This window comes from Celeribacter sp. ULVN23_4 (assembly GCF_054788345.1).
Genome location: NZ_JBTVYO010000002.1, coordinates 492,727 through 507,764 on the forward strand (window position 1 = coordinate 492,727; position 15,038 = coordinate 507,764).

At 58.9% G+C, this 15,038-nt stretch carries 11 protein-coding genes; 7 read left to right on the forward strand and 4 right to left on the reverse strand.

The genetic code is table 11. The features are described from left to right. Nucleotides 1–73: 73 nt before the first annotated feature. Together ACYBHZ_RS07735 and ACYBHZ_RS07740 are read right to left on the reverse strand one after the other, a co-directional pair. Nucleotides 74–1,042, reverse strand: coding sequence for a TAXI family TRAP transporter solute-binding subunit (locus ACYBHZ_RS07735; protein WP_460273678.1), 969 nt, complete (start codon nucleotides 1,040–1,042; stop codon nucleotides 74–76). Nucleotides 1,043–1,126: 84 nt separating this feature from the next. Beyond that, the gene (locus ACYBHZ_RS07740; protein ID WP_460273679.1) at nucleotides 1,127–1,987 is read right to left on the reverse strand and encodes a MurR/RpiR family transcriptional regulator; all 861 of its coding nucleotides are present in this window, start codon (nucleotides 1,985–1,987) and stop codon (nucleotides 1,127–1,129) included. A 125-nt stretch (nucleotides 1,988–2,112) separates the two neighbouring features. Here ACYBHZ_RS07740 and ACYBHZ_RS07745 point away from each other — a divergent pair, with 125 nt between their 5' ends. Next, the gene (locus ACYBHZ_RS07745) at nucleotides 2,113–3,462 is read left to right on the forward strand and encodes an aspartate aminotransferase family protein (protein WP_460273680.1); all 1,350 of its coding nucleotides are present in this window, start codon (nucleotides 2,113–2,115) and stop codon (nucleotides 3,460–3,462) included. Continuing rightward, nucleotides 3,462–4,250 (forward strand): beta-keto acid cleavage family enzyme, encoded by a 789-nt coding sequence (locus ACYBHZ_RS07750; protein WP_460273681.1) that lies wholly within the window; start codon nucleotides 3,462–3,464, stop codon nucleotides 4,248–4,250. The genes ACYBHZ_RS07745 and ACYBHZ_RS07750 overlap by 1 nt, the downstream gene beginning before the upstream one ends. Before the next feature lies 1 nt (nucleotide 4,251). On the opposite strand, the gene ACYBHZ_RS07755 is transcribed toward ACYBHZ_RS07750, so the two are convergent. Then, a complete protein-coding gene (locus tag ACYBHZ_RS07755) occupies nucleotides 4,252–6,111 on the reverse strand; it encodes a PHA/PHB synthase family protein (protein ID WP_460273682.1) in 1,860 nt (619 codons plus the stop codon). Between the two features lie 113 nt (nucleotides 6,112–6,224). Between ACYBHZ_RS07755 and ACYBHZ_RS07760 the strand changes: the two genes are divergently transcribed. After that, nucleotides 6,225–8,927: a cation-translocating P-type ATPase gene (locus tag ACYBHZ_RS07760; RefSeq protein WP_460273683.1), complete on the forward strand. Its 2,703-nt coding sequence runs from the start codon at nucleotides 6,225–6,227 to the stop codon at nucleotides 8,925–8,927. A 12-nt stretch (nucleotides 8,928–8,939) separates the two neighbouring features. Here the strand turns inward: ACYBHZ_RS07760 and ACYBHZ_RS07765 are convergent, their stop codons facing one another. Continuing rightward, nucleotides 8,940–9,902: a radical SAM protein gene (locus ACYBHZ_RS07765; protein WP_460273684.1), complete on the reverse strand. Its 963-nt coding sequence runs from the start codon at nucleotides 9,900–9,902 to the stop codon at nucleotides 8,940–8,942. Between the two features lie 239 nt (nucleotides 9,903–10,141). Between ACYBHZ_RS07765 and zwf the strand changes: the two genes are divergently transcribed. The 4 genes from zwf (at nucleotide 10,142) to pgi (ending at nucleotide 15,022) form a co-directional block, all read left to right on the forward strand. After that, nucleotides 10,142–11,596 (forward strand): glucose-6-phosphate dehydrogenase, encoded by a 1,455-nt coding sequence (zwf, locus tag ACYBHZ_RS07770; protein ID WP_460273685.1) that lies wholly within the window; start codon nucleotides 10,142–10,144, stop codon nucleotides 11,594–11,596. Beyond that, nucleotides 11,593–12,264: a 6-phosphogluconolactonase gene (gene pgl / locus ACYBHZ_RS07775; protein WP_460273686.1), complete on the forward strand. Its 672-nt coding sequence runs from the start codon at nucleotides 11,593–11,595 to the stop codon at nucleotides 12,262–12,264. The genes zwf and pgl overlap by 4 nt, the downstream gene beginning before the upstream one ends. Before the next feature lie 85 nt (nucleotides 12,265–12,349). Then, a complete protein-coding gene (locus ACYBHZ_RS07780) occupies nucleotides 12,350–13,279 on the forward strand; it encodes a hypothetical protein (protein ID WP_460273687.1) in 930 nt (309 codons plus the stop codon). Between the two features lie 126 nt (nucleotides 13,280–13,405). Then, nucleotides 13,406–15,022, forward strand: a complete 1,617-nt coding sequence (pgi, locus tag ACYBHZ_RS07785) for a glucose-6-phosphate isomerase (RefSeq protein ID WP_460273688.1) — start codon at nucleotides 13,406–13,408, stop codon at nucleotides 15,020–15,022. The last annotated feature ends 16 nt before the right edge of the window (nucleotides 15,023–15,038 follow it).

A 15,038-nucleotide genomic window follows, 5' to 3' on the forward strand; every position in this document is an offset into this window, starting at 1 on the left:
TGAGATAGCGGAGGGCGGATGTGCCGCCCCCCGCTTCAATCGTAAATCGTAACTTTACGATAGGGTCAGAGGATCACTCGATCCAACCTTTTTCTTTGTAGTATTTCAGAGCGCCCGGATGCAGCGGAGCGGAGAGACCGGCAGAAATCATTTCTTCCGGTTTCAGGTTCGCGAAGGCCGGGTGCAGGGATTTGAAGTCTTCGAAGTTGTCGAACACAGCGGAGACAACAGCGTAAACCGCATCTTCGGACACGGCTGCGGAGGTCACGAGGGTTGCGCCCACACCGAAGGTCGTCACGTCCTCATCGGAGCCGCGGTACATGCCGCCCGGAACGGTGGCGCTGCGGTAGTAGGGGTTGTCGGCGATCAGCGTGTCGACTTCCGGGCCGGTCACATTGACGAGCACGGCGTCACAAGCGGTGGTGGCTTCCTGAATGGTGCCCGACGGGTGACCCACGGTGAAGACAAACGCATCGACTTGGTTGTCGCAAAGCGCGGCGGATTGCTCAGCCGGTTTCAGCTCGGTCGCCAGAGCGAAGTCATCGGTGGTCCAGCCGAGAGCGCCCATGAGAACTTCCATGGTGCCACGCGCGCCGGAACCCGGGTTGCCGATGTTCACGCGTTTGCCTTTGAGATCGGCAAAATCTTTGATGCCAGAGTCAGCGCGGGCAACCACGGTGAAGGGTTCAGGGTGCAGCGAGAACACGGCGCGCAGATCTTCGAACGGGCCTTGCTCTTCGAATTTCGAGGTGCCGTTGTAGGCGTGGTACTGCCAGTCGGACTGAGCCACACCAAATTCCAGCTCGCCTTCGCGGATGGTGTTGATGTTGTAAACGGAACCACCGGTGGATTCGACGGAGCAGCGAACGCCGGTTTCCTTGCGGTTCTTGTTCACGAGACGACAGATCGCGCCGCCGGTCGGGTAGTAAACGCCCGTCACACCGCCGGTGCCGATGGTCACGAATTCCTCGGCCACTGCGGTGGTCGCGAGCATCGCGCCAGCCACAAGCGTGGCAAAGCCGAGTTTCATCTGTTTCGTCATGTCTTTCTCCCGTTGAGTTTTGACTGTTCAAAAAAAGCTCATCGCAAGCGAGTTGCGAAGTTTAGGGGGAATTATCCCCCGTCTTTACCCGATAACCTCTCCAAGTATATGACTCTGTCGCTCGATTTCTGCAATGCGCTCAGAGGTTTCTGGCCCGGAAAGGCGGGCAACCATGGCGAGAAGTGTTTCCAAAAGGAACACCGTCGCGACATAGGATGAGAAAAAATTAGGCCCCTCAGACGGGACGATAAAGCCACTATTTGCGCCGCGAAGCGCCGGGCAGGTGTGGCTTGAGGAGATCACGACCACATAGACCCCCTGTTTGCGCGCTTCTTCGGCGGCGCGGATCGAGACCGAGGCAAAGGGCGGTTTGGTGATCACGATCAGGGCGTCCTGATCATCCAGATCACAGACCGCGCTGCCGATTGAGGCGCCCATGCGGCCCGCCTGTTGCCAGTTCGGGCCGAGAAAATGCCCCATATAGCCCGCATATTCGGCGATCCCGGTCGAGCCGAGCGCCCCGAGAAGCACGACCTTGCGCGCTTTCGCGAGGTATTCAGCCGTGCGATCCAACTGGTGTTGGTCCAATCCGGCGATCAGCTGGTCGATATTGGTGACGGCGCTTTTGCGGGCGTTGTCCAAGAACACATCGGAGTGTTCCGACTGACCTTGGCGCAGATCATCCGCGCGGGAAGCAAAGCTGGAGACGCGACGGCCAAGCTGTGTTCGGATGGATTCGCGAAGCTGTTCGAAATCCTCGAACTCAAGCGCACGGGCCAAACGGCTGAATGTCGCGGGGGCGATCCCGCTTTCTTCCGCCACCGCGCGCAGAGACCGTGTCGCCGTATCCAGCGGATTGGCCGCAAGATAATCCCCGGCCTGTTGCAGGCGGAAGCTCAGTTCGCCGTATTTTGCGGCAAGCCTGCGTTCAAATCCTGGCTGCAAGTTTAACTCCGGGTCGGTCGCGATTTCGTGATTCTCAGCGTTTCATTTGTTTCATTTATTGTCAATCCGTGAAACGTATGTATCAGTGCTGAAACACATCTGATGCGCTGTTTTCGGAGATTCGCATGTCTACCCCCGCTGCCGTTCATTCCAACCGGTCCCATGTTTTTCATCGCACCTCCCGTGCCACACCGCCGCGTGCGGTGAACGGGGAGGGCGCTTATATTTACGATGCTTCGGGCAAGCAATATCTCGACGGATCGGGTGGGGCGGCCGTGTCCTGCCTCGGCCATTCCGATGAGAAAGTCATCAACGCGATCAAAGCGCAGCTCGACCAAATCCCCTTCGCGCATTCCGGTTTCTTTTCCTCCAACCCGGCGGAAAACCTCGCGGATCGGCTGATTTCTCTGGCACCCGAAGGGATTGACCGGGCCTACTTTGTGTCCGGCGGCTCCGAATCCGTTGAGACCGCGCTGAAAATGGCGCGTCAGTATTTTGTCGAGATCGGCCAGCCCGAGCGGACGCGTTTCATTGCCCGTCGTCAAAGCTATCACGGCAACACGCTCGGTGCCTTGGCAACCGGCGGCAACGCTTGGCGTCAGGCAAAATTTGCGCCGCTCCTGATGGGGGCCAGCCATATTTCACCCTGTTACGCCTATCGTGGCCAGATGGAGGGTGAGAGCCTTGAGGCTTATGGTTTGCGGGTCGCCAATGAACTGGAAACGGAATTGCAGCGGGTTGGCCCGGAGAGCGTGATCGCTTTTGTTGCGGAGCCCGTGGTCGGCGCGACGCTCGGCGCGGTGCCTTCCGTGCCCGGTTATTTCAAACGCATCCGCGAGATTTGCGATCAATACGGGATCCTGTTGATCCTCGATGAAGTCATGTGCGGCATGGGCCGGACGGGCACTCTCTTTGCCTGCGAACAAGATGGGATCGCGCCGGATATCATCACCATCGCGAAAGGCCTCGGCGCGGGCTATCAGCCGATCGGCGCGACGCTGTGCTCGAAAACGATCCATGATGCGTTCGAGCAGGGCTCAGGGTTCTTCCAACATGGCCACACCTACAATGCCCATGCGACCGCCTGTGCAGCGGCGGAGGCGGTGTTGTCGCGACTGGTCGATGACGGGCTTGTGGCGCGGGCTGCGGAGACCGGGGAGAAACTCGACGCGGCCTTGCGTGCAGCCTTTGCGGAGCACCCTCATATCGGCGATATCCGCGGGCGCGGCATGTTCCGCGGGCTTGAGATCGTCGAAGATCGCGCCAGCAAAACCCCGTTCGATCCCTCCGAGGGCAAAGCCGCCAAGGTCAAGAAAGCGGCGTTCGAGGCGGGGCTGATTTGCTACCCGATGGGCGGCACGATTGATGGCCAGCACGGCGATCACGTTCTGCTCGCGCCGCCGTTCATCCTGTCGGACGATCAGATCGGGGAGCTGGTGGACAAGCTCGGTCTGGCGTTTGAGGCTGTTATCTGATGCCTCTCCCACAATTGATGGTCGCCCCCAACGGGGCGACAAAAACCAAAGCAGATCACCCGGCGCTACCGATCTCCATGGAAGAGCTGACGCAGACCGCACGCGACTGCTTTGCGGCAGGTGCTGGCGGGTTTCACCTGCACCTGCGCGATGAGGACGGGCGACATCTTCTGGACACGGGTGCGTATCGTGAGGCAGTGAGGGAACTCTCCGCCGCAGTGCCGGAAATGGCGCTGCAGATCACGACGGAGGCGTCCGGCGTCTATCTTCCGGCGCATCAGCGGCATGTGGCCCTGAATTCCGGGGCGGCGATGGTCTCGGTCGCGTTGCGGGAAATGCTGCGGGACGAGGATGCGGAGGCGCGGCGTTTCTATGCGCGTTGCGCTGAGCATGGGATCGCGATCCAGCACATTCTCTACGATGTCGCCGATGCGGAAGCGCTCCACCGGGTGCTTCCCGATGAGGTGCTGCAGTCTCCTGATTTACAACTGCTTTTCGTGCTCGGGCGCTACACGGCAGGACAATCGTCCGCGCCGATCATGCTCACCCCGTTTGTGGCTTGGATGCACGAGCATGATCTCTCACCGGATTGGGCGGTTTGTGCCTTCGGTCAGGGCGAAACCCTGTGCCTCAAGACGGCGTCGCGGCTTGGCGGCAAATGCCGTGTCGGGTTTGAGAATTCTCTTGTTCATGAGGATGGAAGGCCCGCGCAAAACAATGCCGAACGCGTTGCGGCGGTCAGGGCGGCGATTGCAGAAGAGGTGACTGAGCAGTCTGCCGCGATCTGAATCAGCTCTGGTGGATATACGTCCCCGGAGCAGGGCCAAGAACCGGATAGCCCATTTCCGGCGCGCCGAGAGACGGAAGCGGGCTTTGCATTCGGTCGTGGCGTTTGAGCCATGCGAGCCACGCAGGCCACCACGATCCGGGTTTCGCATCATGCTCCGCGAACCAAGTGTCCGGCGAGACGTAGCCTTGGCCCGCTTTGCGCCGCCCGATCCGGTAATGCCGGCGCGGATGGCCGGGTTCGCTCAGAATGCCGGTGTTATGCCCGCCATTCGTCAAAACCATCGTCATGTCATTGTCGGTAAACAGTGCCGTCTTATAGACCGAATGCCACGGAGCAATGTGATCGGTTTCGGTTCCGACGATGAACATCGGTGCAGTGATGCCTTTCAAGGCGATGACACGCCCATCGACGGCAAATCTTCCTGCCGTGAGCCGGTTTTCCAAAAACAGGCCCCGCAGGTATTCGCCGTGCATGCGTGCTGGCATTCGTGTGGTGTCGGTGGCCCAGACGCCCAGGTCCGTCGGTAAATCGTCTTGTCCGAGGAAATAGCGCTTCACTGCACGGGTGTAGATTAAATCTTCGGTCCGCATCACGGCGAACATGCGCGACATTTGCGGACGATCGAGATAGCCCTGCGCCCACATCATGTCCTCCAAAAGTGCGACCTGACTTTCATCGAGAAACAGGAGCAGTTCTCCCGCCTCGCTGAAATCCAATTGCGCGGACATCAGTGTGACGCTGGCCAGACGGTCATCGCCGTCCCGCGCCATGGTCGCCGCAGAAATGCCGAGGATCGTGCCGCCAAGGCAATAGCCGTTGGCATGGATTTTCTGTCCGGGAACGATGGCGCTGATCGCCTCAATCGCAGCCATGACGCCCTTGGTCCGGTAATCTTCAAGTGAGAGATCGGCCTGTTCCCGTGTCGGGTTGCACCAAGAGATGGCGAAGACCGTGAACCCGTTCTGTACGAGATACCGGATCATCGAATTCTCGGGCGAGAGGTCGAGGACATAGTATTTCATGATCCATGCCGGGACGATGAGAACAGGTTCTGCATGGACGGTTTCAGTCTGGGGCGCATATTGGATCAACTCCAACAGCTCATTGCGATAGACGACCTTGCCGGGGGTACACGCCAAGTCCTTGCCGAGCTGGAACCCTTCAGGCGGCGGCCTGTGTTCATCGTTGAGAACATGGAAGAAATCGTCAGTGAAATGTGCGGCGCCTTCCAAAAGATTGAGACCGCCTTTCTGCATGGTGGTCTCGATGATTTCCGGGTTCAGCCACGGGAAGTTCGAAGGTGACATGAGGTCGAGGGCTTGCCGGACCATGAATTTGACACGCTCGGAATCCTGCGTTCGCAGACCTCGAAATTCCTCTGTCGCGGCGTCAAACCAATCCTGTGTCGCGAGAAAGCCTTGCTGCCAGAAGCTAAAGGGCGGACGAGTCCAGCTTTGGTGGGTGAACCTGTGATCATTCGGGCCGGAGTGAAACGGGGGCGGGGTATCTTGTGCGCGTAATGTGTCGAGCGCGTACTCGAAGAGGTGGAGCCCATTGCGCTGAGCGGTCTCTAAAAGGCTGAGTTGGCGACCGGGCGCGCGAAGGGTATGCACGAACCAATCCATGAAGGCTTGATTGTAGGAATAGGGTGAAATCCCTGCGGTTACACGGGCGAGAGCGGCCCGGGCATATTGATCCAGAAGATTGTAATGCGTTTGTGTCTGATGTGACGCGTCTGGAGTGGCCTTGGAAGGACTTGTGATCGGCTGCGACGCCTGTTTCGGGCACTGTGGAGCGCGTGTTTTCTGAGGCCGGACTTTTGCGGACCGTTCCTTGCGAGGCAATCTTTGATCCATCATGTTTCCTCCCTCCAGAATGTAAGCTGATTATACACCCAAATCCGCCCGCCATGAACCGTAAACCATGAACGCCCACGCGAGTCACAGCTTGCGCAAGATCATTGGCGGCTCCAGTGATTTTGCTTAGCCTTGAAGACGCGACGCGTTCGATTGAGGAGGGCGCAGGTTTGACGGAGCATCACGACACACCCCCGGCCTTTCACGCCCAAAGCGCAGAACAGGTTCTTGCCCAACTGGAGGTGACACCTGACATGGGGCTGTCAGAGGGTGTCGTTGCGGACCGCCGTGCTCGGGTCGGTCCGAACAGTCTTGCGGTGAAACAAAGCGTCGGTCTTTTCACCTTGCTGTTCAGGCAAGTGCAGAGCCCGGTTGTTTTCTTGCTTGCTGGAGCTGCGGGGCTGGCGGCCTTGTTTCAAGAGGTGGAAGAAGCCGTCGCGATCGGAGTGGTTCTGGCGATCAACACGCTGATCGGCTTTGTCACGGAATTGAAGGCCGCGCGGTCTATCGAAGGGTTGCACGCGCTCGAAATCCCGAAAGCGCGGGTGCGGCGGGACGGTCATGATCGGATGATTGGCGCGGATGAATTGGTGCCGGGGGATATTGTCCTGCTTGAGGCGGGGAATGCTGTTCCCGCCGATCTACGGATCATTGAAGCCGCAAATCTTCAGGCGGATGAATCGACCTTGACCGGGGAATCCGTGGCGGTCGCAAAGAGCGTCTCACCCGTCCCCGAAACGGCGCGCCTCGCGGATCGAAGCTCCATGCTCTACCGCGGCACCGCACTGACGGCGGGGAGCGCCTCTGCTGTCGTGACCGGGACAGGTCTGACCACCGAAATTGGGCAGGTTTCGCAATTGGTTGCGCAGGCGGGGGCAGGGACATCGCCGATCGAAAAGAAGCTGGCGCATTTGTCCTCGCAATTGGTCTGGGCGACCCTTGGTCTGACCGTGTTGATTGCCGGGATTGGGATTCTGACCGGCAAAGACACGGTTTTGATGGTCGAAGCGGCGATTGCGCTTGCCGTGGCGGCCATTCCCGAGGGCCTGCCGGTCGTCGCGACGCTCACCCTCGCGCGGGGCATGTGGCGCATGGCGCGGCAAAATGCGCTGGTGGAACAGCTCTCCGCCGTTGAAACCCTGGGGGCGACGACCGTCATCCTGACCGACAAAACCGGAACCCTGACGGAGAACCGGATGGCGGTGCGGCGGTTTTGGCTTCCCTCCGGCGAAGTGAGCGTGGAGGCCGGGCCGGTGCCTGACATCCCGAATGGGGACGCCTCTTTTGGCGCGCTGATCAAGGTCGCGGTGCTGTGCAACGATGCAGCGCTTGAGACATCCGAGGCGGAAGGTGCGGGCGATCCGATGGAAGTGGCTTTGCTGCGCGCAGGACTGGCGTCCGGTCAGGCGCGCAGCGAGTTGCTTCTGGAGTATCCGGAAGTGCGGCAGGTGGCTTTTGACAGCGACAGCAAGATGATGGCGACGGTGCATCGCCATGATGGCGATTTTCTCTTTGCCGTCAAAGGCGCGCCGGAAGCGATTTTGCGGCATAGCCGGTTCCTTTCACCCGAAGGACAATTCGTCCCGTTTGGGGATGAGGATCGGCTTCTCTGGCTGGCGCGGGCAGCGGAACTTGCCCATCACGGATTGCGCGTTCTGGCCTGTGCTGTGAAGGCCGAGAATGACATGACAGCCGAGGCCTATGACGGCCTGACATTTCTTGGTCTGATCGGGCTTGAAGATCCCGCGCGCCGCGATGTGCCGCATGCCATCGAGGCCTGCCACCGGGCGGGTATTCGGGTTGTCATGGTGACCGGAGATCACGCCGATACCGCGCGGAGCATCGGCCGGACGGTGGGGCTTCACTGTACGCCAGAAGAGGTTGTTGAAGGTGTTGAGATGGCACGGCTGACCGATGGCAAAACGGATGATTTCTCCCGGATCGGCATTTTCGCCCGCGTCAGCCCGAAGGAAAAACTCGATCTCGTCCGGGCCTATCAGGCGGCGGGCGACATCGTTGCGATGACCGGGGACGGGGTCAACGACGCACCCGCGCTACGGCAGGCAAATATTGGTGTGGCGATGGGACGGCGTGGCACCGATGTGGCGCGGGAGGCGGCGGCGATGATCCTGCTGGATGACGCCTTCCCGACCATCGTGGCGGCGATCCGCGAAGGTCGGATCATTTTCGGCAATATTCGCCGTTTCGCGGCCTATCTTCTGGCCTGCAATCTGACCGAGGTTCTTGTTGTGGGGCTGGCCGTTCTGGTGTCCGTGCCGCTGCCGATCCTACCCTTGCAAATCCTTTACCTGAACCTGATCACGGATGTGTTCCCGGCCTTTGCTTTGGCTCTGGGGGAGGGAGAAGGGGACGTCCTCGACACGCCGCCACGACCGCCGAGGGAACCACTTTTGGGGCGGCCGCAATGGATAAAGGTCGCGCTGCAAAGCCTCCTGATGGGAGCGGGTGTGTTCGGGGCGATGTGGGTGTCTGAATGGCAGGGCTATACGTCAGAGGCGACTGTCACGGTGACGTTCCTGACACTGGCCTTTGCACAGCTTTGGCAAGTGTTCAACATGCGGGCTGCGTCGGCACCGATGTTCAACAACGAGATCACCCGCAACCCGTGGGTTTGGGGCGCTTTGGCGCTTTGTGTCGGGCTTTTGATGCTTCCTGCTTATCTTCCGCCTTTTGCCGCGCTCCTCGGGATCGTTGCGCCGAATGTGACCATGTGGGGCATTGTTCTATGCCTGAGTGCGCTTCCGATGCTGGTTTGGCAACTGGCGGTGACGGTCGGAGATAAGCTGCGGCAGGGCTGATCTGGCGCGTTTTTAGGCGGAGCAGGATGCCCCACCCAGCACACAGAATTTCGCGCAATGAGGGTGGTTTAGAGCAACCTCTCCCAAAGCATCCGAGAGTGACGGGCCAAGATCGAACTCTTCTTCATAGGGCAAGAGCGTACAGGCGACGACCGACGGCGCATGTCCTTTGCGTTTCACCACCATGCGCTGCGAGGCGCACATGATGTCTGACGGGGTCTTGCCCAGAATGCCCCAGCACGCCGTGGTGATCTCCGGAACTTCGGCGCTCATGTCCATCTCCGGAAAGATAACGGTCTTGGCGGGATGGTCAGGGTCGATGGCATAGTTGTGTTCTGCATAAAGGGCGGCAAAGCCTGCGCGCGTCTCAGCATCGGTTTCATGCCAGAGAGAACGGGCGGCAACGGTCATCGCGATGCCGTTGTCTCGGAGCCAATCCATCCCGGCAAGTGTGACGTTAAAGCTGCCCGCGCCGCGCATTTCCTCATGATGCTTTTGTGAATAATGATCGAGCGAAACACGGAGGGTCAGTTGGCCGGGATACTCAGCATTGAGTTTGAGTAGCGCCTCCTGAACGAAGGGGCGCTGCATCGGGCGCATGGCGTTGGTCAGCACAAGCACCTCATATCCTTTTGACAGCGCCAGCTCCAAAATATCGGGCATCTGCGGATTCATGAAGGGCTCGCCGCCGGTGAACCCGATTTCCCGTGGACGAAATGGGGTATCTTCTGGAAAATTGTCTATTTCTGTAAGATAGTTTTCAACGTCGGCCAGTGTAAGATAAGAGAGCGCATCATTGGTTGGCGAGCTGTCGATATAACAGTTTACACAGGTGATATTGCACAATGTGCCGGTGTTGAACCAAAGCGTCTCCAGCCGCTCCAACGCCACATGCGCCCGCGGCTCGCCTTTTGCCGTGACATGCGGGTTCATGAACTTTCCTATGTTGGCGGCGTCTTGTGCTTGGTCTTTCATTCGGCCTTGCTTCCGTGAAGGGACGGTTTGTTCCAAGGTAAGGGCTTGGTTGCGTGGTGAAAAGGTCTCACTTTGCCTTCTCTCCGCCCCGGTAAACACGTTTTGTCTTTATCGACACTTGAGAGGCTCTGTCGCAATGCTAGACTTCTTGCATCTGCGCCGCTAAACCACCATCGTTAGCGCTAACCTTCCCTAAGGAAAGGGAGGGCAAGCGGCACACAGCGAAAAGGAAGACAGTCATGGTCTCACGCGTCATTCCGGTTGATGATTTCGATCTCGTGATTTTCGGCGGGACCGGGGATCTCGCGCGGCGAAAAATTCTGCCCGGATTGTATCGCCGCTTCTGCGCAGGACAGATGCCGGAGACCGCGCGCATTATTGGCGCGGCCCGTTCCGAACATGATGCCGAAGAATTCCGTCAGATCGTGCGTGCTGCAATCTTGGAATTCTCCACGAACCACAGCTGTGATGAAGCCCAGATTGGCGACTTCCTCAAACGTCTCGACTACGTGCAAATCGATGCGCGTGGAGAAGAGGGGTGGGACGATCTCAAGGGATTGATGCGCAAAGACGTGATCAAAGCCTATTATTTCTCGGTGGCCCCGTCGCTGTTCGGCGATATCGCAGAGCGTCTGATGCTCCACGGGATTGCCGACGACAAGGCGCGGATCGTTGTCGAAAAGCCTTTCGGCCGTGATCTCGCCAGCGCCAAGGCGCTCAATCGTGATCTTGCGAAACACTTTGACGAAACCCAGATTTATCGCATCGACCACTATCTCGGCAAAGAGACGGTGCAGAATCTCATGGCGGTGCGTTTCGGCAATATCCTGTTTGAGCCGCTCTGGAATTCGCAATATGTCGATCACATCCAGATCACCGTGGCCGAAACCGTCGGTGTGGGCGGGCGCGGCGAATATTATGACCGCTCCGGCGCGATGCGTGACATGGTGCAGAACCACCTCATGCAGCTCTTGTGCCTGATCGCGATGGAGCCGCCGTCGCGGTTCGAGCCGGATTCGGTGCGCGACGAAAAGCTCAAGGTTATCCGTGCGTTGGAGCCGATTGATCATCATCATGTGGTGCGGGGACAATATGATGCGACGGACGATGAGCCATCCTTCCGCGAGGATGCGGGAGACCCGCGCACGCGCACCGAAAGCTTCATTGCTCTGCGCTGCATGATCTCCAACTGGCGGTGGGCCGGAACGCCGTTCTACCTGCGCACCGGCAAAAAGCTCAAAGCGCGCAATTCCGAGATTGCCGTGGTCTTCAAGGATGCGCCGCACTCGATTTTTGGCGAAGAGGCCGGGCGGCACTCCAATATCCTCTCGATCCGTCTTCAACCCAATGAGGGCATCACGTTGAAAGTGACGATCAAGGAGCCGGGGCCGGGCGGTATGCGCCTCATCGACGTGCCTCTGGATATGTCTTTCGCGGAAGCGCTGGGTGAGGACGCGGAGGAAATCACCGATGCTTATGAGCGGCTGATCATGGATGTGATCCGCGGCAACCAAACGCTCTTCATGCGGGGCGACGAGGTGGAAGCGGCCTGGACTTGGACCGACCCGCTCATCGAGTCTTGGGAAACCCGGGGGGATGTTCCGAAACCCTACGAGGCCTATTCGTCCGGACCTGAGGAAGCCGCGATCATGCTGCACCGGGAAGGACGCCGTTGGCGGGAGATCAAAGGATGAATTTTATCGAATACCCGGACCGCGAGGTGATGTTGCTCGATCTCGCCAACAAGATCGCGGGTGAACTGCGGTCGGCGTTGGAGATCGAGAAGCGCGTGAGTTTCTGCGTCCCCGGCGGAAGCACACCGGGGCCGGTGTTTGATATCCTCTCCGGCGTCAAGCTTGATTGGGACAGGGTGGATGTCCTGCTCAATGACGAGCGTTGGGTTCCGGAAAGCTCTGACCGCTCCAATACCGCCTTGCTCAAACGCCGTCTGCTGGTCGGCGAGGCGGCTCGCGCCACTCTGATCCCGCTGCACACTGATGTCCCGACACCAGAAGAAGGTCTGCCCGGATTGATGCCTGCGGTCGAAGCCGTGTTGCCGCTCAATGTTCTGGTTTTGGGTATGGGGGCCGATATGCACACGGCGAGCCTGTTTCCGGGGGCAGATCAGCTTGAACTGGGCCTTTCTGACGATGCGCCGACGCTTTTGGCGATGCGTGCGCCGGGCGCGCCGGAGCCAAGGATCACCCTGTCGGCCAAAGCGCTGAAAACTGCGATTTCGACCCATGTCTTGATCACGGGTGATGAGAAGCGAGACGCTTTGGAGCGGGCGCAAAGCTTGTCGCAAGAGGAGGCTCCAGTGAGCGCTTTTCTTGCGGAAGCCACGGTTCACTGGGCCGCGTGACAAAATGCGTGCCCTGCACGCTATGACCGTGGCGTTTTGCCTGCTAACGTGACGCCACGGTTTTAAAATTCAAGGTCGATCCTGTATGTCGAAACGCTTTATTCTGGTTGCGGACGGTCCAAGGTTCGAAACTCCGGCGATGATCCTTGTGGGATCGTTGCGGCAATTTCATCCAGCCGAAGACGTTGAGATCCACGCCTGTTGTCCGGAGGAAAAGCTTGCGGAATTGAGCCCGGAGTTTCGCGAGGCGATGGCATTTTTTAATGCCGAGATCGTCGGAATGCCGCCTCTTGAGAGCGCGTTCGCAAGCCCCTATCCTCACGGCAATAAACTCCGCGCAGTGGCCCTTTGTGGGGCGCAGGAGGCCGGGGCTTTCTTTGATACGGACACGATCGCGGTCGAGAGTATCTTGCCGGTCTTGGACGGCACCTCTCATGTTGCCGTGCCGGAGGGCGTTCCCACATGGGGACGTGACGAGCAAGATTGGCAGCCTGTGTATAAGCATTTCGGATTGGCGATGCCCGAAGGGCGCGTCCGCATGTGCCGGGGCAAACAGGTGGAAACCCTGCCGTATTTTAATGCCGGGTTTGTCGGTTGGCCTAAGGGGTCGAACCTTCCGGAGCTATGGATCGAGACCGCATTGGAAATCGACCATCATCTCGATATTCCGAATAAGCGCCCTTGGCTTGATCAGATCGCATTGCCTGTGGCGATTGCACGAAGCGGTGAAGGCTTTGAGTGTTTGCCCGAGCGCTACAATTTCTCGCTCAATCGCCGCGACTTCCCACTTCAAGAGCCCACATCGCTCATCCATTATCATCTGCCCGGACAATTCCGGAGCGAGCTGCGAAGCCTTGAGGTGTACAAGCGTATCTACAAGATGCTTCCCGCTGATCTTGCCGAGGTTTTTCGGGAGCGGAGCATTCCGTTTCTGATGCCCGGACGGCCTAAAAAGCGAGCGAATTTCACACCGCTCGTCGATCTGGACGATGACGTCGTGAAAACAGGAACCTGAACCGCAAAATGATTTCCAGCCCGTCAAAAAATGGATTGGTTGGAGAAGCTTTAGCAAGCCTGAAACAAATTGGCTATATGCGTAAGAGACCACCTCAGCACAGGGCTGTGCCCTGAAGGAGACGATATGACCGTTGATTTTTCCGCCCTCAAATCCCTGAGAGACGCGAACGAGGAGAGACATATCCTCGAATTGTTCGCGGCGGATGAAGAACGTGCCTCGCGCTACTCGGCGATGGCCGACGGGCTTTTGTTCGATTATTCGAAAACCAATATCGACGACGCGACGCGGGAGGCTCTGTTTGATCTTCTGACCGTTGCAGGCGTACCGGAAAAACGCGAGGCGATGTTCTCCGGCGAGAAGATCAACGACACCGAGGGGCGCGCGGTGCTGCATACCGCATTGCGCAATCTCGACGGCGGCCCCGTCATGGTCGATGGCAAGGATGTGATCCCCGGCGTGCGGCACACGTTGGCGCGGATGGACGATTTTGCCGACCGGGTGCGGCGTGGTGCGATCACGTCCTATTCCGGCGTGCCGTTCGAGGCTGTGGTGAATATCGGCATCGGCGGCTCGGACCTTGGTCCGGTGATGGCCTATGAGGCGCTCAAACCCTTCGCTGATGGTCCGCATTGTCATTTCGTCTCAAACGTGGATGGGGCGCATATCCATGACGTTCTGGCGGGGCTGAACCCGCAAACGACGCTGGTGATCGTTGCCTCGAAAACCTTCACCACAATCGAGACCATGACCAACGCCAAAACCGCGCGCGACTGGCTTGTCAAATCCGTGGGCGAAGAAGGCATTTCGAAACATTTCGCGGCGCTGTCGACCGCCAAGGACAAAACGGCGGCCTTTGGCATCGATCCGGATCTGGTCTTCGGGTTCGAGGATTGGGTTGGCGGTCGCTACTCCGTCTGGGGGCCGATCGGCCTGTCTCTGATGCTCGCCATCGGGCCGCAGCGCTTCGCCGAATTCCTGCGCGGCGGGCAGGCGATGGACACTCATTTTCGCACCGCTGAATGGCAGGACAACCTGCCGGTTCTCTTGGCGCTGGTCGGTGTTTGGCACAATCAGGTCTGCGGCCACGCGACCCGTGCGGTGCTGCCTTATGAGCAACGCCTGCTGAGACTTCCGGCCTATCTGCAACAACTTGAGATGGAATCGAATGGCAAGCGCGTCGCGATGGATGGCAGTGATCTGCCGTTTGACAGCGGCCCTGTGGTCTGGGGCGAGCCGGGCACCAATGGTCAGCACGCGTTCTACCAGTTGATCCACCAAGGCACGCGGGTGACCCCCTGTGAATTCATGGTCGGCCGCTTCGGTCATGAGCCCGATCTGGCGCATCAACATGAGCTGCTCGTCTCCAACTGTTTGGCGCAGTCGGAAGCCCTTCTTCGTGGCAGGTCTTTGGCAGAAGCCACAGAGATCATGAAGAAAAAAGGATTTGAGGGCACGGAGCTTGAGCGGCAGGCGCGTCACCGCGTTTTCCCGGGCAACCGTCCGTCAACGACGCTCGCGTATGAAAAGCTCACCCCCTATGTGCTAGGGCAGATTGTGGCGCTCTATGAGCATCGTGTCTTCGTCGAAGGCGTGATCCTTGGCATCAATTCCTACGATCAGTGGGGCGTGGAACTGGGCAAAGAACTGGCCTTGGCGCTGCAACCTGTACTTGCAGGTGAGAAGGATGGTGCAGGCAAGGATGGCTCCACACTGCAACTGGTGTCTTACCTGAAAAACTGAGCCTTTTTGGTCATTT